Here is a 24,605-nt window from a genome sequence, read left to right as displayed (position 1 = left end):
TGCGCACCCTACAAAAACGCGCGCTGGCCCGTAGGGTCGCCGTTTACGGTGACCTGGGGTTTGCCACATCCATTGCGACCGCAATCAAACCCGTTCCGCCAGCCCTTCAATCCGCGCCATCGCCGCCCGCAACCGCGCTTCGTTGACCGGTTCGGCCATGTTGGCCATATCCGGCGCGTGGACAGACTCACGTATAATCAACGCCAGCTCGCTCTCATCCAGCGCGGCAATCTCTGCCAGCGTCAACGGTACGCCGCAGTCGCGCGCCAGGCGCATCTCATCTACCAGCTCTTCGTCGCTGCGATCCTCCAGCGCCAGCAGGCACAAATTGCCGTAACCCACCAGCAGGCCGTGACCAAACTCGCGCGTTTTGTCGCAGAAAGTAAAGCCTTCGTAAATGGCGTGCGCAGCGGCGGCGTGGGCGCCATTGCTCATCAGCGAGGTCAGACCGGCCCAGGTAAAAATCGCGTCCAGCACCTGATCGAGCGAAGTGCCGCTCTCACCGCGCAGCACCGCTGCGTAAGCCGCCGGACCGTGCTCCGCGATCACCTCATAGCAGATCTGGCTGTGCGCCAGCGATGACAGCGCATTGCCGGTGCGCGCCGGATGGCGCGTGCTTACCGCGCGGAACTCATACCATTTAGCCAGCGTATCGCCGAGGCCCGCGGCCAGCCAGCGGGCTGGGGCGGCTGCCAGCAACTCACTGTCGATGAGCACTGCCGCCGGCGCCTGCGGCAGCGGGAAAATATCAAAGAAGTTGCCGTTATCGTCGTAGCGAATGGTCAGCGGGGTCACCGCAGCGCAGGTGGCGGCAATTGTCGGGACGGTTATCACCGGCAGCCCGAGCTGCGCGCCCACCGCTTTAACCGTGTCCAGCGCCTTGCCGCCGCCCGCACCGATCAGCACCTCTGCCTGTTGTTCAATCGCTAACACCGCCAGCCGTTCGATATGGTTAAGCGAGGTTTCGCCACCAAACCACACCGGTGCCAGCAGCGTGACGCCAGCGGCATCGAGTTGCAGCTTCACCTGCGTCGCCACCGCCTGCATCGCGCGCTGGCCGCCAATCAGCAGTGCCCGCTGGCCCAGCCCGGCGCAGATGGCCCCCAGCTGGTTAATCACACCCGCACCACGCAGCACGCGCGCCGGGAACAGCAAATTTTGTTGCGACATAGCGAAAGCTCTCTTTTTCAGGGAATGACTGCATCATCGCCAAAGCGGCTTGCAGAAAAAATCCCTGTCAGCCGATAATCACTTCAGCGATTCGTTAACTATTGTCAGCAATCCCTGAAGGAAGTGCGGTGCCAACCTTACCCAATCTGAAACTGCTGCAGGTGTTCGCCAGCGTGGTGGAAAACCAGGGCTATTCGCGTGCGCAGCAGGCGCTGAACATGACCACACCGGCCATCAGCGCCTACATGAGTGAACTGGAAGGCCAGCTGGGCTTTATCCTGTGCCAGCGCGGGCGCGCAGGCTTTGCGCTGACCAGCAAAGGCGAACAGTTCTACGCCTATACCCGGGAAATGCTGGCGACCCTGAGCGGCTGGCAGTCGCAGGTGGAGACGCTGAAAAGCGCGCAGGGCGGCACATTTGCGCTTGGCGTGGTCGACGCCACCGTCACCGACAGCACGCTGGATCTGCCGGCGGTTATCGCCCGTTTTAATCAGCGCTTTCCGGCGGTGTTTCTCACCCTCAGCGTGTGCGAGCCCAACGAACTGCAGCAGCAGGTGCTGGAAGATCGGCTCGACCTGGCCATCGGACACTTTCCGCTGCGCGCCAGCAATCTGGTGACGCTGCCGCTGTACGAGGAGCAGCAGTGGCTGTACTGCAGTCCGCAACATGCGCTGGCGCAGGGCGATGCGGATGTGCGTCGCGTGCAGCAGACCGGCATGGTAACGCGGCGCTACTGGAACCAGCAGGAGCTGAACAAGCGCGGTTTCCGCCATAGCACCGCCTCGGTGGAGAGCATTGAAGCGCAGCTGACGCTGATTCTCTCCGGGCGCTATATTGGCTTTTTGCCCGAGCATTACGCGCGCAGCCGCGAGCAGCAGGGCCAGTTGCTGCGCCTGCTGCCCCACCATTTTCACTTTCGCGCGCCGTTTTCGTTCGCCTTCCGGCGCGGCCGCGCGCGCGAGCCGCTGATCCGCGCGATGCGCGAAATTCTGAATCCAGCGCGAAAAACTGAGCGCGAAAGCTGACGCTGCGGCAATACTGTGTAAAAATACAGGCCGGTTTAACCAACAGTATTCACTATGGCCCTGACAGCAGCGATAAAAAGCCAGATTGCGCAATGGTATAAGGCGCTGCAGCAGCAGGTTCCTGACTTTATCCCGCGCGCGCCGCAGCGCCAGATGATCGCCGAAGTGGCGAAGAGTCTGGCCGGTGACGAGGGTCGCCATCTGGCCATTGAGGCGCCCACCGGCGTCGGCAAAACCCTGTCCTACCTGATTCCCGGCATTGCGGTCAGCCGCGCCGAAGAGAAACGTTTAGTCATCAGCACCGCCAACGTGGCGCTGCAGGATCAGATCTTCAGCAAAGATCTGCCGCTATTAAAGAAAATTATTCCTGACCTCACTTTCACCGCGGCTTTTGGTCGCGGACGCTATGTCTGTCCGCGCAACCTGACCGCGCTGGCAGCCACGGACGATCAGCAGGGCGATCTGCTGCTGTATCTCGACGAACAGGCGGTGACCGGTTCGAAAGAGGAGCAGAAATTCTGCGCGCGGCTGGAGAAAGACCTCAGCAGCTATAAGTGGGATGGCCTGCGCGATCACAGCGACGTGGCGATTGACGACAGCCTGTGGCAGCGCCTCTCCACTGATAAAGCGAACTGCCTGGCACACCATTGCCGCTGGTATCGCGAATGCCCGTTCTTTGTGGCGCGACGCGAAATCGAGCAGGCCGATGTGGTGGTGGCGAACCATGCGCTGGTGATGGCGGCAATGGAGAATGAGTCGGTGCTGCCGCCGGCCAAACACCTGATGCTGGTACTGGATGAAGGACACCATCTGCCGGAAGTGGCGCGGGATGCGCTGGAGATGAGCGCGGAGATCACGCCGGGCTGGAGCAGCCTGCAGCTCGATCTGTTTGTGCGGCTGGTGGAGACCATCATGGCGCAGTTCCGGCCGAAATCCCCGCCGCCGCTGAGCAATCCCGAACGTCTGAAAGGACACTGTGATGAGATGCGCGAGCAGCTGCAGACGCTGTGCAACGCGCTCAATCCTCTGCTGCCGCGCGACAATCAGCCAGGCGAGTTTCGCTTTGTGCTCGGTGAGCTGCCGCCAGAACTGCTGACCCTGTGCGCGCGGCTGTTTAAGCTGAGTGATGCGCTGCGTGGCCTGAGCGAAGGGCTGCTCAACGAGCTGGGCGAACAGACCGGCAAGGCCGATATCATGCGGCTGCACAAAGCCATCCTGCAGCTCAATCGCCACTTCGGCTGGTTTGAATCCATCAGCAAACTGTGGCGGCTGGCGGCGATGGAAAAAGCGTCCAACGCGCCGGTGTCGAAATGGGTGACGCGTGAAATTCGTGACGGCCAGGCGCATCTGCTGTTTCACTGCGCCGGGATTCGCGTCAGCGACCAGCTGGAAAAGCTGCTGTGGCGCAAAATCCCGCACGTGGTGGTGACCTCGGCTACGCTGCGTTCGCTAAACAGCTTTAATCGCCTGCAGGAGATGTCCGGCCTGAACCAAAAGGCCGGCGACCGCTTTGTGGCACTCGACTCGCCGTTTAATCATGTCGATCAGGGCAAGCTGATCATCCCGCAAATGCGCTATGAGCCGCTGCTGGCCAATGAAGCGGAGCACATCGCTGAGATGGCGCGCTTCTTCCGCCAGCAAATGCAGGCGCAGCAGCACAAAGGCGTGCTGGTGCTGTTTGCCAGCGGACGGGCAATGCAGCAGTTTGTCAGCCTGGTGCCGGAGCTGCGTCTGTCGATGCTGGTGCAGGGCGATCAGCCGCGTTCACGGCTGGTGGAGCTTCACCGGCAACGGGTGACCGCCGGACAAAGCAGCATTCTGGTTGGCCTGCAATCTTTTGCCGAAGGGCTCGATTTGAAAGGCGATCTGCTGTCGCAGGTGCACATCCATAAAATTGCTTTTCCGCCGGTAGACAGTCCGGTAATTTTGACCGAAGGGGAGTGGCTGAAGAGCCTCAAACGCTACCCGTTTGAAGTACAAAGTTTACCCAGCGCATCGTTTACGCTGATCCAGCAGGTCGGGCGTTTGATCCGCAGCCATCAGTGTTTTGGTGAGATCGTCATTTATGATCGCCGGCTGCTGAGCAAAACCTACGGCAGCCGCCTGCTGGCCGCGCTGCCGGTGTTTCCGATTGAACAACCGCCGGTGCCGGAAGCGGACAAACCGGCGAAGCGCAGCAAGAAATCCTGAGTATGCGGCAACAGCCGGATGCACGATTGTTGGCCGCCGGGTGACGGCGCGCCCTGGAAGCGGGAAAGTATGATGGAACTGAATAAGATCATTAAAGAGATTGGCCGTGGCAAGAATCACGCACGCGATATCGACTTTGACACTGCCGTGGCGCTTTACAGCGCGATGCTGGCGGACGAGGTGCCGGATCTCGAACTGGGAGGCGTGCTGATTGCGCTGCGCATCAAAGGCGAAGGGGAAGCAGAGATGCGCGGCTTCTACCACGCGATGCAGCAGCGCATGATGCGGCTGCAGCCCCCGGCACAGCGTCCGATGCCCATCGTCATTCCCAGCTATAACGGCGCGCGTCGCCAGGGCAACCTGACGCCGCTGCTGGCGCTGCTGCTGGTGAAGCTCGGTTTTCCGGTGTTGCTGCACGGCGTCAGCGACGACCCAACCCGCGTAACCAGCGAAGCGGTGCTGGCGGCGCTGGATATTGCGCCGGTGACCAGCGCGCAACAGGCGCAGGCGAAACTCGACGCTGGCGAGCTGGCGTTCATCACCATCGATGATTTATGTGCGCCAATGGCTAAACAGCTGGCGCTGCGCTGGCGCATGGGCGTGCGCAACAGCGCGCACACGCTGGCCAAGCTGGCGACGCCGTTTGCCGAACGCGCCGCGCTGCGGCTGGCGAGCGTGTCGCATCCGGAATATGTGCCGCGCGTGGGTAAATTCTTCCAGGATATCGATGCACCGGCCATTCTGCTGAACGGCACTGAAGGTGAGGTCTATGCCAATCCGCAGCGCTGCCCGGCGATTAATTATATTCGCGGTGCCGGCGCAGAAGCGGAAGTGTGGGTCGAGCGGCAGCCGGAGGTCGCGCTGGCGTTAGCAGAGAGCAAAGGCGCCCAGGATACCGCAGCGTGGATCCGTCAGGTGCTGGCCGGTGAACGCGCGGTGCCGCAGGCGCTGCGCCTGCAGCTGGCGTGCTGTCTGGTGGCGACCGGCGAAGCCGCAACAATGGCCGATGCCGAAACGCGGTTACAGCAGGTGGGAATTTAACCGGGCTGCCCGGCTGGCCATGCACGAAAAACCTGGGCGGTGACGGCTGTCACCGCAGCGGTTGCGCAGGGGGTGCACGCCTGCGCAGCTGAAGGGGCTTGCTGAGCAGCGCCATCAGCGTTTAATCAGTACGCTTTCCACCAGCTGCTGCCAGAAGGTAATACCAATCGGCAGCAGCGCATCGTTGAAATCATAGTTGGCATTGTGCAGCGGGGCTGAAGGCGTGGCACCGTCAGCGCCGAGCCAGAAATAGGCGCCGGGACAGGCTTCCAGCATGCAGGCGAAATCTTCAGACGCCATCGACGGGTTAACCTGCCAGTGCACCTGCTGTTCACCCAGCAGCTGGCACGCCACGTCACGCACCTGCTCCGCCGGGGCGACATGGTTGGCGGTAACCGGATAGCCGGGATACCAGTGAATCTCGCCGCTGACGCCAAACGGGCGCGGCAGGGTGGTGACAAAATCTTCAATCAGACCGCGCACGCGATTGCGCACGTCGGTCTGCAGACATCGCACCGTACCGCGCAGCGTGATCTGCTCCGGAATGACGTTAATGGCCTCGCCACCGTGAATCTGGGTGACGCTGACCACCGCCGACGCCAGCGGTGACAGGCGGCGCGACGGGATGGTTTGCAGCGCCAGAATCAGCTCGGCGGCGACCACCATCGGGTCGGCACCGCTTTCCGGCATCGCCGCATGGCAGCTTTTGCCGTGTAGCGTAATCTCAAACGAATCCAGCGATGCCATCATCGCGCCCGGATTCACCGCCAGCGACCCCACCGGCAATCCCGGCCAGTTGTGCATCGCGTACACGGCATCCATCGGGAAGCGCTGAAACAGACCTTCCTCAACCATTTTGCGCGCACCACCGAGATTCTCTTCGGCCGGCTGAAACAGGAAATGTACCGTACCTTTGAAATTACGCGTGGCGGCCAGCTGACAGGCTGCGGCAAGCAGTATCGCGGTGTGACCATCGTGACCGCAGGCGTGCATCACGCCAGGCCGGCTCGATTTCCACTGCGGCTCGCCTTTTTCGGTGATCGGCAGGGCATCCATATCGGCGCGCAGCCCGATGACCGGACCGGGACCGTTTTCCAGCGTGCCGATCACGCCAGTGCCGGCGAGACCGCGAAACACCTGCAGTCCGGCATCGGTCAGCACCTGGGCCACCAGCTCGCTGGTCTGCTGCTCCTGGTAACCCAGTTCAGGGTGTTGATGTAACTGACGACGCCAGGTGAGGGCGTTTTCCAGCAGGACAGCAGGCAGGCTCATAAGGTAAGGCTCCATCAGCAGCGTCAGCTGCGCAATCTCCGACGCGGGAAGTTAAGTGTCCACTGTAGTGGTAAGCGTGGGGGGCGTCTATCGTGGAAAGGAATAATTTGGCTATAGGCTATAGCGGATTGGCATAAGGGGATGGGGGCAAGGTCGGCATGAATGCCGACCCTACAGGGCGCGATGGGATACCGCCGTGCTGGCGCTGCACGCGGTCGGCATCAATGCCGACCTTATACAGTGCAACCTTTGGGAACAGTGTTAAGGCTTAACAGACCCACATTGCGGCATTGCTCAGCCGGGGTAACCTACCGTAGGGTGCGCATTGATGCGCACCTGGAACTACTTCAGCATCGGCAAATTGAGACCGTGCTGCTCTGCGCAGGACTGCGCCAGCTCGTAGCCCGCATCGGCATGACGCATCACGCCGGTGGCCGGGTCGTTCCACAGTACGCGACCAAGGCGCGCATCCGCTTCAGCCGTACCGTCACAGACGATCACCACACCAGAGTGCTGCGAGAAGCCCATTCCGACGCCGCCGCCGTGGTGCAGGCTCACCCAGGTGGCCCCGCCGGCGGTGTTCAGCAGCGCGTTCAGCAGCGGCCAGTCTGACACCGCATCCGAGCCATCCTTCATCGCCTCGGTTTCACGGTTAGGTGACGCCACCGAGCCGCAGTCGAGGTGGTCACGACCAATCACGATCGGCGCTTTCAGCTCGCCGTTGCGCACCATCTCATTGAATGCCAGCGCGGCTTTATGCCGTTCGCCCAGCCCCAGCCAGCAAATACGCGCCGGCAGGCCCTGGAAGGCGATGCGCTCCTGCGCCATATCCAGCCAGCGGTGCAGGTTTTTGTGATCCGGGAACAGCTCTTTCAGTTTGGCGTCGGTTTTATAGATATCTTCCGCATCGCCCGAGAGCGCCACCCAGCGGAACGGGCCTTTACCCTCGCAGAACAGCGGACGAATATACGCCGGCACGAAGCCCGGGAAGTCAAAGGCATTTTTCACCCCTTCATCCAGCGCCACCTGACGAATGTTGTTGCCGTAATCCACGGTCGGCACACCCATGTGGTGGAAGTCGAGCATCGCCTGCACGTGCTGCGCCATGGAAGCGCGTGCCGCTTTCTCTACCGCTTTCGGATTGCTGACGCGCTCGGCTTCCCAGCGTGCCACGTCCCAGCCCACCGGCAGATAGCCATTGATCGGGTCGTGCGCGGAGGTCTGATCGGTCACGATGTCAGGCTTCATGCCGCCCGCTTTTGCGCGCTGCACCAGTTCCGGGACCAGCTCGGCCGCATTGCCCAGCAGGCCCACGGAGATCGCCTGGCCGGCTTCGGTGGCGTCTTTGATCAGCGCCAGCGCCTCATCCAGGCTGTAGGCTTTATGGTCGAGGTAGCGGGTGCGCAGACGGAAATCAATGCGCGACTCCTGGCACTCAATCGCCAGCACGCAGGCACCTGCCAGCACGCCCGCCAGCGGCTGCGCGCCGCCCATGCCGCCCAGACCGGCGGTGAGGATCCAGCGGCCGGTCAGGTCACTGTTGTAGTGCTGGCGACCGGCTTCGGCGAAGGTTTCAAAGGTGCCCTGCACGATGCCCTGCGCGCCGATATAGATCCATGAACCGGCGGTCATCTGGCCATACATCATCAGCCCGGCCTTATCCAGCTCGTGGAAGTGATCCCACGTCGCCCAGTGCGGCACCAGGTTGGAGTTGGCCAGCAGTACGCGCGGTGCATCGGCATGGGTGCGGAACACACCGACCGGCTTGCCGGACTGGATCAGCAGCGTCTCTTCCGGCTGCAGCGCGCGCAGCGAGCGCAGAATCTGCTCAAAGCACGCCCAGTTGCGCGCGGCTTTGCCGATTCCGCCATACACCACCAGATCCTCCGGGCGTTCGGCCACGTCAGGATCGAGGTTGTTCTGAATCATGCGGTATGCCGCTTCAATCAGCCAGTTGGCGCAGTGCAGTTCATTACCGCGCGGCGCACGGATTTCACGGGCAACAGCCTGAGTCAAAGTTTCGCTCATCATCGGTTCCTTAATTAGCAGTAGAACGCTGGCTTGGCAGCAGCGCAGTAAGGGTTTCAGGCCAGACGTAACTGCTGGCCCACAGGCGCATGGCATCAATGTCCGGCGCCAGTAAACGGTCCTGATCGAGGAAGGCGACCTGCGTACGAATGCGGCTCATCTCCTGTTCGATCGCGGCAGAGCTTTGCAGCGGGCGGTGGAATTCGATGCCCTGCGCTGCCGCCATCGCTTCAATGCCGACCACGGCAGCGGTGTTGAAGCACATCTCGCCCAGACGGCGTGCCGCGTAAGTGGCCATCGATACGTGATCTTCCTGATTGGCTGAGGTCGGCAGGCTGTCGACGCTGCCCGGGTGCGCCAGCGATTTGTTCTCCGAGGCCAGCGCGGCAGCGGTAACCTGCGCAATCATGAAGCCCGAGTTCACGCCGCCGTCGCGCACCAGGAAGGGCGGCAGGCCGGAGAGACCGGTGTCGAGCAGCAGCGCCAGGCGGCGTTCGGAGATAGCACCGACCTCGGCAATCGCCAGCGCGATGATGTCGGCGGCAAAGGCCACCGGCTCGGCGTGGAAGTTACCGCCGGAGATCACGTCGCCGCTGTCGCTGAAGACCAGCGGGTTGTCAGAAGCGGCGTTGGCTTCAATCTGCAGCACGCGCGCGGCGTGGCTGAGGTTATCGAGACAGGCGCCCATCACCTGCGGTACGCAGCGGATCGAGTAGGGTCCCTGCACGCGTCCGCAGTTGCTGTGCGAACTGAGAATTTCGCTGCCTTCGAGCAGCGTCGCCACTGCAGCGGCGACGGCAATCTGCCCGTGCTGGCCGCGCGCCTGATGGATGCGTGCATCAAACGGTTTAACCGAGCCTTTAATTGCTTCCAGCGACAGCGCGCCAGCCATCAGCCCGGCGGCAAACAGATTTTCGGCTTCAAACAGACCACGCAGCGCCAGCGCGGTAGAGACCTGGGTGCCGTTGAGCAACGCCAGACCCTCTTTTGGCCCCAGCACAATCGGCTGCAGGCCGACGCGGGCCAGGCCTTCGCTGGCGGGCACCAGCTGGCCGTCAATGCGCACCTGGCCTTCACCGAGCAGCATCAGGGAGAGGTGCGCCAGCGGCGCCAGATCGCCGGACGCGCCAACCGATCCCTTCGCCGGGATGCACGGCATCACGCCGGCATTGAACAGCGCCAGCAGCGCGTCAATCAGTTCCATGCGGATGCCCGAGTGGCCGCGTGCCAGGCTGATGATTTTGCTGGCGACCACCAGGCGGGTGACGTTGTCCGGCAGCAGATCGCCGAGGCCGACGCTGTGTGACAGCACCAGGTTACGCTGCAGTTCCGCCAGGCGTTCGGCGGGGATCTGCGTTTGCGCCAGCTTGCCGAAGCCGGTGTTGATGCCGTACACCACCTTGCCCGAGGCGACAATGGCCTCGACGGTTTCACGTGCGCGGTCAATATCCGCCCGCGCTTCCTCTGCCAGCTGCAGCGTCACCTTCTCCTGATAAATACGGCGTAAGGTGGCGAGGTCCACTTCACCGGGAACGAGGCGAATTGCCTGAACCGAACCTGACATAGTCTACTCCTGTCTATACAAGTTATCTGCCACGTTGTGGCGGTGCGCAAGATGCGATGGCATCCGCCAGAGGCGCTATAAGTGTTGTGAGTGAAGCATAAGTGTCTAATCTTGTCTATACAAGTAGCAAGCGCTGTGCCAGATTGATCGTATTCTGTGAAACGTGCCGCAATGCGGGTGCGGCAACCTTCAGCCTGGTACGCTGCACCAAAAGCGGGCGGCAGCTGCACCACGCGGGCAGGCTATGCACTATTGGATGTATATACATTTAGGCGGCGAGACAGTAAACTTCACACATCATTTGGAAAAGGAACAGGAAATGGCGGAGCAAACGGCAATCGCACAGCTGGCGGCAGCGATGGGGGATGAACCCGCGCCCATTTACCAGCGCGTTAAGCAGGCAATCGTCAGCCAGATCCGCGAAGGTCACTGGAAAGCCAATCAGCGGGTGCCGTCGGAGAGCGAGCTGGTCAATGAACTGGGGGTCAGCCGCATGACCATCAACCGCGCGCTGCGCGAACTCACCAGCGAAGGGTTTCTGGTGCGCATGCAGGGCGTCGGCACCTTTGTCGCGGAGATGAAGGGCTATACCGCAATGCTGGAAGTGCACAACATCGCCGATGAAATTGCCCAGCGCGGCCACACGCACAGCTGCAAAATTCTCTCGATTGGTCAGATGAAGGCGGATCCGGAACAGGCGGGGGTGCTGGGATTGTCCACCGGCCAGACGCTGTATCATTCGCTGATCGTGCACTATGAAAATGAGCTGCCGGTGCAGCTGGAAGATCGTCTGGTCAATCCGCTGGTCGCGCCTGATTATCTCAGCCAGGATTACCACAGCCTGACGCCGTACACCTATCTGATGCGCGTCGCCCCGCTGACTGCCGGTGAGCATATCGTTGAAGCGGTACTGCCGGATTTGCGCCAGCGTAAGCATCTGGCGCTGGACGAGCACGAGCCGTGCCTGCTTATCCGTCGCCAGACGTGGAGCGACAACAAAATCGTCACCTATGCGCGCCTGCTCTATCCAGGCTCACGCTACAAACTGCTGGGCCGCTTCAGGGGACACGGCTAAGCGCGATAAACAGCAGGCTGGCCTCTGCCGTTTGCGGCACCAGCTGCTGCTGCTCCTGCAGCCACCACATTCCCTGCTGCGCCTGCAGCGTCTCGCCCGCACTGCTATGCCATGTACCGGCCAGCACATACGCCACGCCATGCAGGCTGCTGACCGTCTGCTGCTCCACGCTTACCGCCGCGCGCCAGGCGTCGCGCCGCGTCATGATGTTGAAGTCCTGACAGCTGCCGCTAACCTGCGCCTCTATCGCCCATTCGCCGGGAAAGGCCCACGGCTGATGGGGCAGCAACGGCTGTTCGGCCTGTTCACAGCGCAGCAGCACGCTATCGCCCTGAAGCAGGGTAATTACCCGATCGACGCCGGGGAAGGGCGAGAACGGCCCGTCGGCGTCGATGGTGGCGATGCTGGCGCGCCACTCGAACTGCGCTGCGCCCGGCGGATAGCTGATAATTTCGCGTGTTTCCCCGCCGCCGTTGCGCCAGCGGCTGACCGGCAGCTGCGCGTAATCAAAGCGCGCGTTCATTGCAGCGCCCGCATCGCCCGGGCAAAGCCAGCGGCGGCCGCTTCTTCCGCCGCGTGATGGCCTTGCTGAATCACCGGCTGTCCGGCAACAAACACGTCACGAATCTGCTGGCTGCTGCCGGCAAACAGCCAGCGATTGAGCAGCGCGGCGGAGCTGACGCTGGCCAGCAGCGCATCCTCCTCCAGCACCAGCCAGTCGGCGCGTTTGCCCACCGCCAGCTCACCGCTGGCAATGCCACAGGCCTGCGCGCCGCCCTGCGCCGCCTGCTGCCACAGCAGATCGCCGACCGAGGGTTGATCGGTTAGCGTAATGCGGTTGCGGCGACGATCGCGCAGCCGCTGGCCATACTCCAGCCAGCGCAGCTCCTCCAGCGCACTGAGCGAAACGTGGCTGTCGGAGCCAATGCCCCAGCGCCCGCCGCGCCCGATGTACTCCACCGCCGGGAAGATGCCGTCGCCGAGATTGGCCTCGGTGGTGGGACACAGCCCGGCAATGGCACCGCTGTCCGCCATGCGCGCGATCTCCTGCTGATCGAGATGGGTGGCGTGAATCAGGCACCAGCGTGCATCAACGGCAAAGCGGTTATACAGCCACGCCACCGGCCGTTCGCCGCTCCATGCCAGACTGTCATTAACCTCTTTTTCCTGCTCGGCAACGTGAATGTGCACCGGCAGATGCGCAGCGCTGGCGGCCAGCACCTCATGCATCTGGGCTTCGCTCACCGCGCGCAGCGAGTGGAAACACAGGCCGTGGTTGATCAGCGGCTGCTGCGCGCTCCACTGCGCGACGCGCTGCTGCTGTTGCAGATAGGCATCGGTGTGCTGAATAAAGCGTCGCTGACCGTCGCTGGCTGGCTGCGCACCGAAGCCGCTGTAGCTGTACAGCACCGGCAGCAGCGTCTGGCCGATACCGGCGGTGTGCGCTGCCTGCATCAGCTGGTGCAGCATCGCATCGTCGGCATAGGGCTGGCCGTGCGGATCGTGATGCAGATAGTGAAATTCCGCCACCTGGCTGTAGCCGCCCTTGAGCATATCAATGTAGAGATGGGTGGCGATGGCACCGACCTGCTCAGGCGACAGGCGCTGCACCATGCGGTACATCAGATCGCGCCACGTCCAGAAGCTGTCCTGCGGATCGCCTGCCACTTCCGCCAGCCCGGCCATGGCGCGCTGAAAGGCATGGGAATGCAGGTTGGCCATCGCCGGAATCACCGGCCCGGCCAGGCGCACGGCGTCGCCGGGCGTACTGTCGGCGGTAAGGGCGCGAATAAATCCCTGATCGTCGGTTGCGATCAGCACATTTTCCTGCCAGCCGTCGGCCAGCCGTGCGCGTGGGGCAAAATAAACTGCCATGGTTGATCCTCAATGGCGGAAAGTTGTATATACATATACATACTTTGAGGCGCAGTGTAAATCGCCAGACAAAAGGGGAGTGGGATGGCAAGTAAACAGATCGACAGCCTGTGGCTGGGGGCCGATGTGGTCACCATGCGTGACGGTCGCTATAACCTGATTGAGGATGGCGCCGTGGCGGTGGATAACGGCGAGCTGGTGTGGGTCGGCCCGCGCAGTGCGTTACCGGACTTTGCCCCGCGCCGGCAGCAGCAGTTTGACGGCGGCATCATTACGCCCGGTCTGGTGGATTGCCACACGCATCTGGTGTTTGGCGGCGATCGCAGCCAGGAGTTCGAACAGCGGCTCAACGGCGTGAGCTACGCGGAGATCGCCGCGCAGGGCGGCGGCATCCTGTCGACGGTGCGCGCCACGCGCGCGGCCAGCCAGCAGCAGCTGGTGGATTCGGCGCGCTGGCGGCTCGATCGCCTGCTGGCCGAAGGCGTTACCACGGTGGAGATTAAATCCGGCTACGGGCTGGACGAAGAGAGCGAGCTCACTCTGCTGCGCGCTATCCGCGAGCTGGCGCAGTCGGTGCCTGCCGATGTGCAGGCCACCTGCCTGGCGGCGCACGGCTTCCCGCCAGAGTTCAGGGATAACCCGCAGGGCTGGATTGATATTATCTGTCAGCGCCTGTTACCGCGGGTGAAAGCGGAGGGGCTGGCGGATGCGGTCGACGCGTTTTGCGAACACCTGGCGCTGTCACCGCAGCAGGTGAGCGCGGTATTTGATACCGCCAAAGCGCTCGGCCTGCCGGTGAAGCTGCACGCTGAACAACTGTCGGCACTCGGCGGTGCCGCACTGGCGGCGCGCTATGGCGCGCTCTCTGCCGATCACCTCGAATATGCCACCGAACAGGATGCGCGCGCGATGGCGGAACATGGCACGGTGGCGGTACTGCTGCCCGGAGCGTTCTATCTGCTGCGCGAGACGCAGCGTCCGCCGGTTGAACTGTTCCGCCAGCACGGCGTGCCGATGGCGCTGGCCAGCGATGCCAATCCGGGCACGTCACCGGCGCTGTCGCTGCGGCTGATGCTGAACATGGGCTGTACGTTGTTTGGCCTGACGCCGGAGGAAGCGCTGGCCGGCGTCACGCTGTGGGGCGCGAAGGCGCTTGGCCTGCAGGCCACGCACGGCTCGCTGGAGCCAGGCAAAGTAGCCAATTTTGTCCACTGGCCGCTGGCTCGCCCGGCTGAGCTGGTTTACTGGCTGGGCGGCGAACTGCCGTGCCAGGTTATCTATCGTGGAGAAGCGCAATGACCCCTTTTCATTTCACCGCCGGTAAGCTACCGCTGCTGGTCAGTATTCCGCATGCCGGTACCCAACTGACGCCGGAGGTTGACGCCGGGCTGAGCGAGGCCGCGCGCGGCCTGCCGGATACCGACTGGCATATTCCGCTGCTGTACGACTTTGTGCGCGACCTCGGTGCCAGCGTGCTGATCGGACACTACTCGCGCTTCGTGATCGATCTCAACCGTCCGCCGGACAATCAGCCGCTGTACAGCACGGCCACCACCGGGCTCTATCCGGAGACGCTGTTTGATGGCACGCCAACCTTCAAACCCGGCATGACGCCGGACAGCGCGGCGCGTCAGCGCTATCTGGAGACTATCTGGCAACCCTATCATCAGCAGATTCAGCAGGAGCTGGCGCGGCTGAAAGCTGAACATGGCTATGCGCTGCTGTTTGATGCGCACTCCATCGCTTCGGTGATTCCGCGCCTGTTCGACGGCCAGCTGCCGGACCTGAACATCGGCACCAATGATGGCGCCAGCTGTTCGGCGGCCAGCATCGCGGCGATTGAGCAGGTGTGCGCCGCGCAAAGCGACTACAGCTGGGTGGTGAATGGACGCTTCAAAGGCGGCTACATCACGCGCGCTTACGGCCAGCCAGCGCAGGGCGTGCAGGCGGTGCAGCTGGAGCTGGCGCAGCTGAATTACATGGATGAGGCGCCGCCGTTTGCCTGGCAGCAGGATCGCGCCACGCGGTTGCAGCACGTGCTGAAGCCGCTGCTGCAGGCGTTTCTGCAGGCGGGGAAAGCCGTTTAATTGATGCGGGTCGCCATCACGGTGACCCCGTTTCTCATGTGGCGGATGCACATCCGCTGCCTCACTCCCCAATGCTGTGCAACCCCTGCCCTGTAAGTGTGCACGACGCGTTCCGCCTGACGCCGATCCCCTCCGTTTACCGTCTTTGCCGATCTGGCACAGCCCTTGCTAGCTTGTATGTACAAGTAAAGACCGCGCGGCAATGATGACTATTTATTCTGGCTGGCTCACAAAAAGCTTATGCCGACAATGATCTGCCGCACGCTAACTTGTATATACATGAAATGTCATTTGCGCTGTATCAGTTAACAGAGACAGCCTGATTTGCTAACCACCAGGAGAAGCCGTATGACACACCGTGCCCCGTTTCGCCGTTTTTGCCTTACCACGCTGTTTGCCAGCCTGATGCTGGCCGGTGTGGCTGCCGAGGCCAAAGAGTGGAAATCCATTACCATCGCCACCGAAGGCAGCTATGAGCCGTGGAACCTGACGCTGCCGGGCGGCAAGCTGGGCGGCTTCGAACCTGAACTGATGGAAGATCTCTGCAAACGCATGAGCATTCAGTGCAAGCTGGTGGTGCAGAACTGGGACGGGATGATTGCCGGACTAAACGCCGGGAAATATGACGTCATCATGGATGCGATTGTGATTACGCCGGACCGGAAAAAAGTGGTCAACTTCACCACGCCGTACGCGTCAACGCCGGCGACCTTCATCACCAGCAAAGATAACCCGCTGCTGCCGGCCGATAAGAACATCATCAAACTGCACGACGACGAGGCGGCCATCAATGCGGCCATCGCCCCGCTGAAGGCGGCGCTCAAGGGCAAAACCATCGGCATTGCCTCCGGCACCGTGTATACGCCGTTTATCGATAAATACTTCAAAGACGTGGCCGACGTGCGCGAATACACCGCTTCGGCGGATGCGATTCTCGATCTGCAGGCGGGCCGCATTGATGCGGTGTTTGATGACGTGACCTTCGCGCAGTCGATGCTGGCGCGTAAAGAGAACAGCAACCTGACGTTCAGCGGCCCGCAGCTGGGCGGTCCGATCTGGGGGGAAGGCGAAGCGATGGGCGTGCGCATGGCTGATAACGACCTGAAGGCCAAACTCGATGCCGCCATTCACGCTGCGCTGGCGGACGGCACGGTGAAAAAGCTGAGCGAGAAGTGGTTTAAAACTGACGTAACGCCGTAAGTGAGGTGAAAGATGATGAGCCTGCTGAGTTTTGGTGCAGATGGCTGGGGTCGCCTGATTCTGAGCGCCGCCGGTACCACGCTGCTGCTGTCGCTGGCGGCGCTGATGATTGGCGCCGTGGTCGGTTCCGGCGTGGCGGCGGCGAAACTCTCGCACCAGCGCTGGCTGCGCTGGCTGGGTGAAAGCTATTCGGTGGTGTTTCGCGGCATCCCGGAACTGCTGGTGATCTACCTGTTCTACTTCGGTGGATCGGGGTTGATCACGCTGGTCGGCCAGCTGTTTGGTGCAGACGGCTTTATTGAAGCGCCGCCGTTCCTGATTGGCGCGCTGGCTATCGGGCTCATCTCCGGATCCTATCAGGGTGAAGTGTATCGCGCTGCGCGCCTGGCGCTGGCGAAGGGCGAAGTCGAAGCGGCGGTAGCCATCGGGATGCCGCGCTGGCGTATCGCCCAGCGCATCCTCGTCCCGCAGATTGTGCGCTACGCGCTGCCGGGGATGTCCAACGTCTGGCAGATGAGCCTGAAAGATTCGGCGCTGGTGTCAGTGACCGGCATCGTCGAGCTGATGCGCGCCAGCCAGGTGGCGGCCGGTTCAACGCGCGATTACTTCACCTTTTACCTGATTGGCGGTGGCTGCTATCTGCTGCTGACACTGCTGTCGAACCATGCGTTTCGCCGCGCGGAATCGCGCCTCGGCCGCGCATGGCAAAGTCGCACTGCGGCACAGCACTAAGGAGCAGCAGCATGATCGACTTCGCTTTTCTTGCCGACACTTTTCTTAAGCTGAGCGCGGCGCTGCCGGTGACGCTCGGGCTGTTTATCAGCGCCTTTGTCTGCGGCGGGCTGCTGGCGCTGGGCATTCTGGCGCTGCGCATGAGCCACTGGCGGCTGCTGAGCGGTTTTGCGCGCGGCTATATTCTGGTGTTTCGCGGCTCGCCGCTGCTGATTCAGCTGTTTCTCATCTACTACGGGCTCGGCCAGTTTGGCGTGATTCGCCACAGCTTCGTCTGGCCGTTTCTGCGCGAGCCGTTTATCTGCGCGGTGCTGGCGCTGTCGCTGTGTACCGCCGCTTACACCGCTGAGATCCTGCGCGGTGCGCTGCTGGCGGTGCCGGCAGGTCAGGTCGAAGCCGGGCTGGCCTGCGGCATGTCACGCTGGCTGCTGCTGCGCCGCATCATCGCGCCGATCATGCTGCGCTATGCGCTGCCGGCGTACTCCACCGAGGCGATTCTGCTGGTGAAATCCACCGCGCTCGCCAGCCTGGTCACGGTGTGGGATGTCACCGGCGTGGCGCAGCAGATCATCCAGCGTACCTATCGCACCATGGAAGTATTTGTCTGCGCTGCGGCGATCTACCTGATTCTCAACTTTATTATCGTCCAGCTGTACGCGCTGTTAGAGCGCCGTCTGACCCCGGTGCACCGCGCTGAAAAAAAGCCGCTGCCCGCCGTTAAACCGCTTGCCGGAGAGTAATATGCATTCCACTTCACCAGTCACCTTGTCCGCCACTGATATCCATAAATCCTTTGGCGCTATGGAGGTGCTCAAAGGCATCTCGCTGCAGGCGCATCAGGGCGATGTTATTTCAATTCTCGGTGCCAGCGGCTCGGGCAAAAGTACCTTGCTGCGCTGCATCAATCTGCTGGAGACGCCGGATGCCGGCGTGGTGAGCGTCGGCGGCGAAACCATTGAAATGAAGCGCCACGCGCGCGGCCATCAGCTGGCGGCGAATCCTAAGCAGATTGAACGCCTGCGCTCGCGGCTGGGCATGGTGTTTCAAAGCTTCAATCTGTGGTCGCACATGACGGTGCTGCAGAACGTGATTGAAGGTCCGCACTATGTGCTGAAGCGCGACAAAAAGAGTTGTATCGCCCAGGCAGAGCAGTTGCTGGATCGCGTCGGGCTGCTTAACCGCAAGGATTTTTATCCGGCGCAGCTCTCCGGCGGCCAGCAGCAGCGTGTGGCAATTGCCCGCGCGCTGGCGATGGATCCGGAAGTGATGCTGTTTGATGAGCCAACCTCGGCGCTCGACCCGGAACTGGTCGGCGAGGTGCTCAAAGTGATGCGCAGCCTGGCGGAAGAGGGGCGCACCATGCTGGTGGTGACGCACGAGATGGGCTTCGCGCGCAACGTCTCAAATCGCGTGGTGTTTATGCATCAGGGCAACATTGATTGCGAGGGCACGCCGGAAGCGATGTTTGGCGCCAGCGGTTCATCGCGCTTTAAGCAGTTTATCTCCAGCCATCAGAGCCATCACGCGGAGCAGCCAGTATGACCGTCGTCTGGGGCGATGCGCCGCTGACCTGGCAGGCGCTGGTACAGGTAGCGCGACATAACGCCGAACTGACGCTGAGCGCCGCCGCCTGGCAGCGCATTGCGCGCGGTCGCGAGATCGTCGAACAGATCGTTGCCAGCGGTCAGATTGCCTATGGCATCAACACCGGGCTGGGGGCGCTGTGTAACATCACGCTGCCAGAAGACCAGCTCAGCCAGCTGTCACGCAATACGTTGCTGAGCCACGCCTGCGGCGTCGGTCCGCTGCTGACACGCGAGCAGACGCGCGCCATTCTGTGTGCGGCCATCGCCAACTACAGCCACGGCAAATCCGGCGTTTCGGTGGCGCTGGTGCAGCATCTGCTGGCGCTGCTCAATCAGCAGATCACGCCGCAGGTGCCGTCGCAGGGTTCAGTCGGTTATCTCACCCACATGGCGCATATCGGGCTGGCGCTGATTGGCGTGGGCGAGGTTGAGTACCAGCAACAGGTGATGCCGGCGGAGCAGGCGCTGCGGCTGGCCGGTTTACAGCCGTATCGCCCCGGTGCCAAAGAGGGCCTGAGCCTGGTCAACGGTACGCCGTGCATGACCGGGCTGAGCTGTCTGGCGCTGGACGATGCGGCGCGGCTGCTGGATTGTGCGGATGTCACCGGCGCGATGAGCTTTGAAGCGCTGCGCGGTCAGCTGGCGGCCTTTGATGCCGAGGTGATTGCGCTGAAAGCCAGCCCCGGTATGCAGCACAGCGGCCAGCGTCTGCGTGCGCTGCTGAGCGACAGCCCGCTGCTGGCGGCGAGCTGCGGCATACGCACCCAGGATGCACTCAGCCTGCGTTCGATGCCGCAGGTGCACGGCGCCAGCCGCGATCAGTTCGCCCACGCGGCGCGTCAGCTTGAGATCGAGCTGAATGCCTGCACCGATAATCCGCTGGTGCTGGGCACGCCGGACGACTGGCGCGTGGTGTCGCAGGCCAATCCGCACGGCGAGTCGGTTGCCATGGCGGCCGATCTGCTGGCGATTGCCATGGCGGAGATTGGTAGCATTGCCGAGCGCCGGCTGGATCGGCTGGTCAATCCGCTGGTCAGCGGGCTGCCGCCGTTTCTGGTAGCGCAGCCGGGCGTCAACTCCGGCATGATGATCGCGCAATACGTGGCGGCTTCCCTGTGCGCGGAGAATCGTCAGCTGGCGCAGCCGGCGGTGCTGGACAATTACGTCACCTCGGGACTGCAGGAGGATCACCTCAGCCTCGGTACCGGCGCGGCGCTCAAGCTGCTCAGACTGCTGAATAACCTCTGGCAGGTGCTGGCGATTGAGTACCTGCTGGCGGCGCAGGCGCTGGATTTTCACGGTGAGGCGCAGCTGGCCCGCGGCACGGGCCGGGCGCTACGTGCGCTGCGCGCTGAGGTTGCTACCTGGCAGGAGGATCGCTGGCTGGCACCGGAGATAGCCCGGGCGGTGAAGGTATTACAGACGCTGGCCTGCTAGCGGCGCAATGTGTCGCGCCGCCAGTGTCCTGATTTAACCGCGGCGCGCGTCCGGGCGCACCAGATCAAAACGCTGATCTTCGCTGATCGCGTAATAGGCGGAAGGACCGCCGGCGCGCAGAATCGGCTGCGCTTTGGCGGTCTGATAGATGCCGTTCTCCAGCAGAGCTTCATCGATGTGAATCGCCACCGCTTCGCCCAGTACCAGCCAGCTCTCCAGCTCGCCCCCCTGTGCATCCTGCAGGCGAATCAGCTGCGTGAGGCGACACTCAAAGTTGACCGGGCTTTCTGCCACCATGCTGACGTTAACGTGGGAAGCGGCCAGCGGCGTCAGGCCGGCGAGGGCAAACTCGTCGTGATCGGACGGCACCGAGGCGGAGCTCTCATTCATGGCTTCTGCCAGTGGACGCGTCGCCAGGTTCCAGACGAACTCGCCGGTTTCACTGATATTCTGCACGCTGTCTTTCCAGCCGCTGCTGGCAAAACCAATGATTGGCGGATGGTAGTTAAAACAGTTAAAGAAACTATAGGGTGCCAGATTGCGCTGGCCGCTGGCGCTTTGCGAGCTAACCCAGCCAATCGGGCGCGGGCCGACGATGGCGTTGAGCGGATCGTGAGGCAGACCGTGTCCACTGCGTGGCTGATAAGTGTAACGTTGACGCATTTGCGCTCCTGATTCGTCCTGGATACTGCGTGTTCCGGCGGCGCTGGCGGCTGGACGCAGTATTGCGGATGCAGTTTTAGGGAGAATAGATTTAAATTCGTTGCACTAAATTTTCCTGGCGGATTGTGCGCTGCCGTCATCCAGCGTATCTTACGCGCGCATTAATGTCCGGAGAATCTATGAACAAGCCTGCCGCTACCGCGCTCTTTCATCCGCGTAACCGCCATCAGGGCCGTTATGATTTTGCTGCCCTGACTGCCGCGCATCCGCCGCTGGCGGACAAAGTGCGCCCCAATGGTTACGGTGAGCTGTCGGTCGATTTCGCCGATCCGCACGCGGTGCTGCTGCTGAATCAGGCGCTGCTGAAACTGTTTTATAACCTGAACTGGCAGCTGCCGGAAGGCTATCTGACGCCGCCGGTGCCGGGCCGCGCTGACTATATCCATGCGCTGGCGGATCTGCTGGCCAGCGATAACGGTGGCGTGCTGCCGCGCGATCTCGACGTGATGGATATTGGCTGCGGCGCCAACTGCATCTATCCGCTGATCGGTCACGCGGAGTATGGCTGGCGCTTTACCGGCACCGACATCAGCGCGGACGCTGTTAACGCCGCCAGTCAGATTGTGTCCAGCAATCCCGGCCTGCAGCGCGCCATTCGCCTGCGCCGTCAGAAGCAGGAGAGCGCGATTTTTGCTGGCGTGGTGCATAAGAACGAACGCTATCACGCAGTACTGTGTAATCCGCCGTTCCACGCCTCGGCGGCCGATGCGGCGGCCGGCAGCCAGCGTAAAGTGCGCAATCTCGGCCTGAGCAGGCAGGCGCCGCTTAACTTCGGCGGTCAGCATAACGAGCTGTGGTGCGACGGCGGTGAGCGTGCGTTTATCGGCCGGATGATCGATGAAAGCGTCGCGTTGGGCGATCGCATCGTCTGGTTTACCTCGCTGGTGTCGCGCAAAGAGCATCTGCCCGAGCTGCGCGATCGGCTGAAGGCGCACGACGCTTATCAGGTACGCATCGTCGACATGGCGCAGGGCCAGAAGCAGAGCCGCTTTATCGCCTGGACATTTTTACCGCCCGCCACGCGCGCGCAGCGTCTGGCACGTTAACCGCTGCTCAGGTAAAAAAAAGCCGCTACGGGGAACCGCAGCGGCTTTGTTGTTTCTACGCCGTATTAAGAGACGTGCTGCAGGAACTCACGCAGGCGGTCGCTCGGCGGGTTGGTGATCAGATCGTCCGGATTGCCATCTTCCGCGATGGTACCTTTGTCGATAAAGATCAGGCGCGACGCCACTTTCTGTGCGAAGCCCACTTCATGGGTCACGATCACCATGGTCATGCCTTCTTCCGCCAGATCCTGCATCACTTTCAGCACTTCGTGACGCAGCTCGGGATCGAGTGCCGAGGTTGGCTCATCGAACAGCATCATCTTCGGCTTCACCGCCAGCGCACGGGCAATCGCCACGCGCTGCTGCTGGCCGCCGGACAGCTCAGAAGGGAAGTGGTGCGCACGCTCGGCGAGGCCGACCTTGCCCAGCAGCTCACGCGCCAGTTTGTGTGCGGCGTCTTTCTTCGCCCCGCGCACGCGGATCGGACCAAAGGCCACGTTGTCCAGCGCGCTCATCTGCGGGAACAGATGGAACTGCTGGAACACCATACCGGCTTCCTGACGAATCAGGCGTTCATCCACTTTCGGATCGTTAACTTTCATGCCATCGACAATCAGTTCGCCGCTGCTGATCTCTTCCAGCTTGTTGATGCAGCGCAGCAGGGTAGATTTACCGGAGCCGGACGGCCCGATGATTACCACCACTTCACCCTGATTAATTTTCAGGTTGATGTCGTGCAGTACCTGAGTCTGGCCGAAGTTTTTCGAGACGTTTTTAAATTCAATCACAGGATTTTCACCCTTTTCTCAATACGGCGCAGCACAAAGCTCAACACCAGCGTAATAACCAGGTAAATGATGGCAACGGCACTCCAGATCTCCAGCGCGCGGAAGTTACCGGCGATGATCTCCTGGCCCTGACGGGTCAGTTCCGCCACGCCAATCACGATGAACAGCGAGGTATCTTTGATGCTGACGATCCACTGGTTACCCAGCGGCGGCAGCATGCGGCGCAGCGCCAGCGGCATGATCACGTAGCGCAGCGTTTCGCGGCGCGACAGGCCAAGCGCCAGGCCGGCTTCACGGAAACCTTTGTTGATCGACAGCACCGCACCGCGGGTAATCTCCGCAATGTAGGCACCGGAGTTGATCATGATGGTCACGACGGCGGCGGTGAACGGGTCGATGCGCAGGTCCGGGAAGGCCATCGGCAGGGCAAAGTAGATGAACATCACCTGCACCACGATCGGCGTGCCGCGAATCAGTTCAATGAACACTAACGCGATGTTGTTGGTGATCCAGCCGCCGTAGGCGCGCGCGAAACCGGCCACCAGGCCGATAACCAGGCCGCCAATCAGGCCTAGGATCGAGATAAGCAGGGTCATTTTGGCGCCTTCGATCAGGATCGGTAAGGCGGGCCAGATGACGCTCCAGTCAAACTCCATGGTGTGACTCCAGAATCTGTTGCAGTGGAAATGTAAAAAGCAGGGAGAACAAAGCTCCCTGCTGATAAAAAGGCGTCGGGCCTGAATTATTTAGGTTCGCTGCCGAACCATTTTTTATAGATAGTGTTGTAGGTACCGTTGTCGTGCAGGGTTTTCAGCGCGCCATTCACTTTCTCACGCAGGTCGTCGCTGCCTTTCGGGAAAGCGATGCCATACTGCTGCGCTTCGATGGAGTCGCCGACGGCTTTGAAACGGCCTTTGCCAGCGGTGTGGATGAAGTACAGGATGTTTGGCGTGTCGTGCAGCACGGCGTCAGCACGGTTGGTGCCTAACTCCATGTACGCGTTATCGATGTTCGGGAACTGGCGCAGGTCTTTAGTTTTGATATGCGCTTTGGCGTAATCCACCGAACCGGTGCCGCTTTTCACTGCCACCACTTTACCGTTCAGATCGTCGATGCCTTTGATGTCGTTTTCGTTGTTACGCACCATCACCAGCAGGCCGCTTTTGTAGTAGCCGTCAGAGAATTCGATGGCTTTTTTACGCTCTTCGGTAATGGTGATGCCGGCCAGCGCCAGGTCAACGTTTTTGGTTTGCAGCGCCGGAATGATGCCGCTGAAATCCATCGGCTTCAGGGTGTAATCCAGCTTCAGCTGTTTAGCGATAGCGTCCCACAGGTCGATATCGAAGCCGACGTACTTGTCGCCCTGTTTAAATTCAAACGGAACGAAGGCGGTGTCAGTAGCGACGACCAGTTTTTTGTCTGCTGCAGTGGAGGAAAGCGAGAAGGCCAGCGCCAGCGCGGCCACGGGGACTTTAATCAACGACTTCATCATTTTTTTCCTTATTACCCGTCAGGCCTGGTGGCCCGATGTACGGCTCATCATATGAAAAAATTATGCCAACTTTTCTCAAACGCGAAAATCAACAGATTGCCGGGGCAGGCTGACACGATTCTGCACGCCGGGAAAAGTTTGCACCAGAATGAATCACCAAAATGGTGCATTGTGCTGTGGTGGTGCAGGCACAGTGTGCATCAGAGTGATAATAAGGGAAAGAAAGGATTAAGGAATTGTTAACGGCGTCAAAAAAGCCGGGCGGGTAGCAGGC

General features: G+C 61.5%; 22 protein-coding genes. 12 read left to right on the top strand and 10 right to left on the bottom strand.

The genetic code is table 11. The features are described 5' to 3' along the window. Positions 1-84: 84 nt before the first annotated feature. On the bottom strand, positions 85-1,170 hold the full coding sequence (locus tag ERD80_RS15640) for an iron-containing alcohol dehydrogenase family protein (protein ID WP_136547548.1): 1,086 nt from the start codon (positions 1,168-1,170) through the stop codon (positions 85-87). A gap of 128 nt (positions 1,171-1,298) precedes the next feature. On the opposite strand from ERD80_RS15640, the gene ERD80_RS15635 reads away from it, so the two are divergent. The 3 genes from ERD80_RS15635 to ybiB all read left to right on the top strand — a co-directional run bounded on the left by ERD80_RS15635 (position 1,299) and on the right by ybiB (position 5,426). Beyond that, on the top strand, positions 1,299-2,195 hold the full coding sequence (locus tag ERD80_RS15635) for a LysR family transcriptional regulator (RefSeq protein ID WP_136547546.1): 897 nt from the start codon (positions 1,299-1,301) through the stop codon (positions 2,193-2,195). A 54-nt stretch (positions 2,196-2,249) separates the two neighbouring features. Further along, on the top strand, positions 2,250-4,385 hold the full coding sequence (gene dinG / locus ERD80_RS15630; RefSeq protein WP_058757814.1) for an ATP-dependent DNA helicase DinG: 2,136 nt from the start codon (positions 2,250-2,252) through the stop codon (positions 4,383-4,385). 72 nt (positions 4,386-4,457) lie between these two features. Then, positions 4,458-5,426 (top strand): DNA-binding protein YbiB, encoded by a 969-nt coding sequence (gene ybiB, locus ERD80_RS15625; RefSeq protein ID WP_136547551.1) that lies wholly within the window; start codon positions 4,458-4,460, stop codon positions 5,424-5,426. A gap of 114 nt (positions 5,427-5,540) precedes the next feature. On the opposite strand, the gene ERD80_RS15620 is transcribed toward ybiB, so the two are convergent. From ERD80_RS15620 to hutH (ERD80_RS15610), 3 genes are all read right to left on the bottom strand, one after another. Next, positions 5,541-6,698 (bottom strand): M20 aminoacylase family protein, encoded by a 1,158-nt coding sequence (locus tag ERD80_RS15620; protein WP_021508439.1) that lies wholly within the window; start codon positions 6,696-6,698, stop codon positions 5,541-5,543. Positions 6,699-7,040: 342 nt separating this feature from the next. Beyond that, positions 7,041-8,726: a urocanate hydratase gene (hutU, locus tag ERD80_RS15615; RefSeq protein WP_058775328.1), complete on the bottom strand. Its 1,686-nt coding sequence runs from the start codon at positions 8,724-8,726 to the stop codon at positions 7,041-7,043. Between the two features lie 10 nt (positions 8,727-8,736). Next, the gene (gene hutH / locus ERD80_RS15610; protein WP_136547544.1) at positions 8,737-10,290 is read right to left on the bottom strand and encodes a histidine ammonia-lyase; all 1,554 of its coding nucleotides are present in this window, start codon (positions 10,288-10,290) and stop codon (positions 8,737-8,739) included. 319 nt (positions 10,291-10,609) lie between these two features. Here hutH (ERD80_RS15610) and hutC point away from each other — a divergent pair, with 319 nt between their 5' ends. Further along, on the top strand, positions 10,610-11,365 hold the full coding sequence (gene hutC / locus ERD80_RS15605; RefSeq protein ID WP_136547542.1) for a histidine utilization repressor: 756 nt from the start codon (positions 10,610-10,612) through the stop codon (positions 11,363-11,365). Here the strand turns inward: hutC and ERD80_RS15600 are convergent. Continuing rightward, on the bottom strand, positions 11,349-11,888 hold the full coding sequence (locus ERD80_RS15600; protein WP_136547539.1) for a HutD family protein: 540 nt from the start codon (positions 11,886-11,888) through the stop codon (positions 11,349-11,351). The two genes, hutC and ERD80_RS15600, sit on opposite strands and share 17 nt — an antisense overlap. Beyond that, positions 11,885-13,240, bottom strand: coding sequence for a formimidoylglutamate deiminase (locus tag ERD80_RS15595; RefSeq protein WP_125308416.1), 1,356 nt, complete (start codon positions 13,238-13,240; stop codon positions 11,885-11,887). Before ERD80_RS15595 ends, ERD80_RS15600 begins: the two co-directional genes overlap by 4 nt. A gap of 84 nt (positions 13,241-13,324) precedes the next feature. Between ERD80_RS15595 and hutI the strand changes: the two genes are divergently transcribed. The 7 genes from hutI (at position 13,325) to hutH (ERD80_RS15560) (ending at position 20,282) form a co-directional block, all read left to right on the top strand. Continuing rightward, the gene (gene hutI / locus ERD80_RS15590; protein ID WP_136547537.1) at positions 13,325-14,539 is read left to right on the top strand and encodes an imidazolonepropionase; all 1,215 of its coding nucleotides are present in this window, start codon (positions 13,325-13,327) and stop codon (positions 14,537-14,539) included. After that, a complete protein-coding gene (gene hutG, locus ERD80_RS15585) occupies positions 14,536-15,327 on the top strand; it encodes an N-formylglutamate deformylase (protein WP_021508432.1) in 792 nt (263 codons plus the stop codon). Before hutI ends, hutG begins: the two co-directional genes overlap by 4 nt. Positions 15,328-15,675: 348 nt before the next feature. Then, positions 15,676-16,527 (top strand): transporter substrate-binding domain-containing protein, encoded by an 852-nt coding sequence (locus ERD80_RS15580; protein WP_058769505.1) that lies wholly within the window; start codon positions 15,676-15,678, stop codon positions 16,525-16,527. Between the two features lie 12 nt (positions 16,528-16,539). Then, positions 16,540-17,259: an ABC transporter permease subunit gene (locus ERD80_RS15575; RefSeq protein ID WP_031279871.1), complete on the top strand. Its 720-nt coding sequence runs from the start codon at positions 16,540-16,542 to the stop codon at positions 17,257-17,259. An 11-nt stretch (positions 17,260-17,270) separates the two neighbouring features. Beyond that, complete coding sequence (locus ERD80_RS15570) at positions 17,271-17,999, top strand: ABC transporter permease subunit (protein ID WP_104187034.1); 729 nt, start codon at positions 17,271-17,273, stop codon at positions 17,997-17,999. A gap of 1 nt (position 18,000) precedes the next feature. Continuing rightward, positions 18,001-18,801: an ATP-binding cassette domain-containing protein gene (locus ERD80_RS15565; RefSeq protein ID WP_021508428.1), complete on the top strand. Its 801-nt coding sequence runs from the start codon at positions 18,001-18,003 to the stop codon at positions 18,799-18,801. Further along, entirely contained in the window at positions 18,798-20,282 is a 1,485-nt protein-coding gene (hutH, locus tag ERD80_RS15560) for a histidine ammonia-lyase (protein WP_125308422.1), read from the top strand. Before ERD80_RS15565 ends, hutH (ERD80_RS15560) begins: the two co-directional genes overlap by 4 nt. 33 nt (positions 20,283-20,315) lie before the next feature. Here hutH (ERD80_RS15560) and ERD80_RS15555 read toward each other — a convergent pair whose 3' ends face one another. Continuing rightward, the gene (locus ERD80_RS15555; RefSeq protein ID WP_104187031.1) at positions 20,316-20,945 is read right to left on the bottom strand and encodes a flavin reductase family protein; all 630 of its coding nucleotides are present in this window, start codon (positions 20,943-20,945) and stop codon (positions 20,316-20,318) included. A gap of 179 nt (positions 20,946-21,124) precedes the next feature. Between ERD80_RS15555 and rlmF the strand changes: the two genes are divergently transcribed. Continuing rightward, positions 21,125-22,051 (top strand): 23S rRNA (adenine(1618)-N(6))-methyltransferase RlmF, encoded by a 927-nt coding sequence (gene rlmF, locus ERD80_RS15550; protein WP_125308424.1) that lies wholly within the window; start codon positions 21,125-21,127, stop codon positions 22,049-22,051. A gap of 65 nt (positions 22,052-22,116) precedes the next feature. Here the strand turns inward: rlmF and glnQ are convergent, their stop codons facing one another. The 3 genes from glnQ to glnH form a co-directional block, all read right to left on the bottom strand. Next, on the bottom strand, positions 22,117-22,839 hold the full coding sequence (gene glnQ, locus ERD80_RS15545) for a glutamine ABC transporter ATP-binding protein GlnQ (protein WP_021508424.1): 723 nt from the start codon (positions 22,837-22,839) through the stop codon (positions 22,117-22,119). Then, positions 22,836-23,495 (bottom strand): glutamine ABC transporter permease GlnP, encoded by a 660-nt coding sequence (glnP, locus tag ERD80_RS15540; protein ID WP_021508423.1) that lies wholly within the window; start codon positions 23,493-23,495, stop codon positions 22,836-22,838. Before glnP ends, glnQ begins: the two co-directional genes overlap by 4 nt. Positions 23,496-23,581: 86 nt before the next feature. Continuing rightward, positions 23,582-24,328, bottom strand: coding sequence for a glutamine ABC transporter substrate-binding protein GlnH (glnH, locus tag ERD80_RS15535; RefSeq protein WP_136547550.1), 747 nt, complete (start codon positions 24,326-24,328; stop codon positions 23,582-23,584). Between the last annotated feature and the right edge of the window lie 277 nt (positions 24,329-24,605).

The organism is Pantoea sp. R102, from assembly GCF_004916815.1.
Classification (GTDB): domain Bacteria; phylum Pseudomonadota; class Gammaproteobacteria; order Enterobacterales; family Enterobacteriaceae; genus Pantoea; species Pantoea dispersa.
The sequence above is the reverse complement of the archived record's forward strand: the minus strand, read 5'-3'. Positions and strand labels throughout refer to the sequence as shown.

Bases quoted from the DNA above. Each gene is read 5' to 3' on its own strand.
- ERD80_RS15600 (WP_136547539.1), bottom strand. From the start codon at position 11,888: ATGAACGCGCGCTTTGATTACGCGCAGCTGCCGGTCAGCCGCTGGCGC.
- hutI (WP_136547537.1), top strand. From the start codon at position 13,325: ATGGCAAGTAAACAGATCGACAGCCTGTGGCTGGGGGCCGATGTGGTC.
- ERD80_RS15570 (WP_104187034.1), top strand. From the start codon at position 17,271: ATGATCGACTTCGCTTTTCTTGCCGACACTTTTCTTAAGCTGAGCGCG.
- ERD80_RS15555 (WP_104187031.1), bottom strand. From the start codon at position 20,945: ATGCGTCAACGTTACACTTATCAGCCACGCAGTGGACACGGTCTGCCT.
- glnH (WP_136547550.1), bottom strand. From the start codon at position 24,328: ATGAAGTCGTTGATTAAAGTCCCCGTGGCCGCGCTGGCGCTGGCCTTC.
- ERD80_RS15580 (WP_058769505.1), top strand. From the start codon at position 15,676: ATGACACACCGTGCCCCGTTTCGCCGTTTTTGCCTTACCACGCTGTTT.
- hutH (WP_136547544.1), bottom strand. From the start codon at position 10,290: ATGTCAGGTTCGGTTCAGGCAATTCGCCTCGTTCCCGGTGAAGTGGAC.
- ERD80_RS15565 (WP_021508428.1), top strand. From the start codon at position 18,001: ATGCATTCCACTTCACCAGTCACCTTGTCCGCCACTGATATCCATAAA.
- glnP (WP_021508423.1), bottom strand. From the start codon at position 23,495: ATGGAGTTTGACTGGAGCGTCATCTGGCCCGCCTTACCGATCCTGATC.
- hutC (WP_136547542.1), top strand. From the start codon at position 10,610: ATGGCGGAGCAAACGGCAATCGCACAGCTGGCGGCAGCGATGGGGGAT.
- ERD80_RS15595 (WP_125308416.1), bottom strand. From the start codon at position 13,240: ATGGCAGTTTATTTTGCCCCACGCGCACGGCTGGCCGACGGCTGGCAG.
- ERD80_RS15620 (WP_021508439.1), bottom strand. From the start codon at position 6,698: ATGAGCCTGCCTGCTGTCCTGCTGGAAAACGCCCTCACCTGGCGTCGT.
- hutH (WP_125308422.1), top strand. From the start codon at position 18,798: ATGACCGTCGTCTGGGGCGATGCGCCGCTGACCTGGCAGGCGCTGGTA.
- ERD80_RS15575 (WP_031279871.1), top strand. From the start codon at position 16,540: ATGATGAGCCTGCTGAGTTTTGGTGCAGATGGCTGGGGTCGCCTGATT.
- ybiB (WP_136547551.1), top strand. From the start codon at position 4,458: ATGGAACTGAATAAGATCATTAAAGAGATTGGCCGTGGCAAGAATCAC.
- rlmF (WP_125308424.1), top strand. From the start codon at position 21,125: ATGAACAAGCCTGCCGCTACCGCGCTCTTTCATCCGCGTAACCGCCAT.
- dinG (WP_058757814.1), top strand. From the start codon at position 2,250: ATGGCCCTGACAGCAGCGATAAAAAGCCAGATTGCGCAATGGTATAAG.
- ERD80_RS15640 (WP_136547548.1), bottom strand. From the start codon at position 1,170: ATGTCGCAACAAAATTTGCTGTTCCCGGCGCGCGTGCTGCGTGGTGCG.
- hutU (WP_058775328.1), bottom strand. From the start codon at position 8,726: ATGAGCGAAACTTTGACTCAGGCTGTTGCCCGTGAAATCCGTGCGCCG.
- hutG (WP_021508432.1), top strand. From the start codon at position 14,536: ATGACCCCTTTTCATTTCACCGCCGGTAAGCTACCGCTGCTGGTCAGT.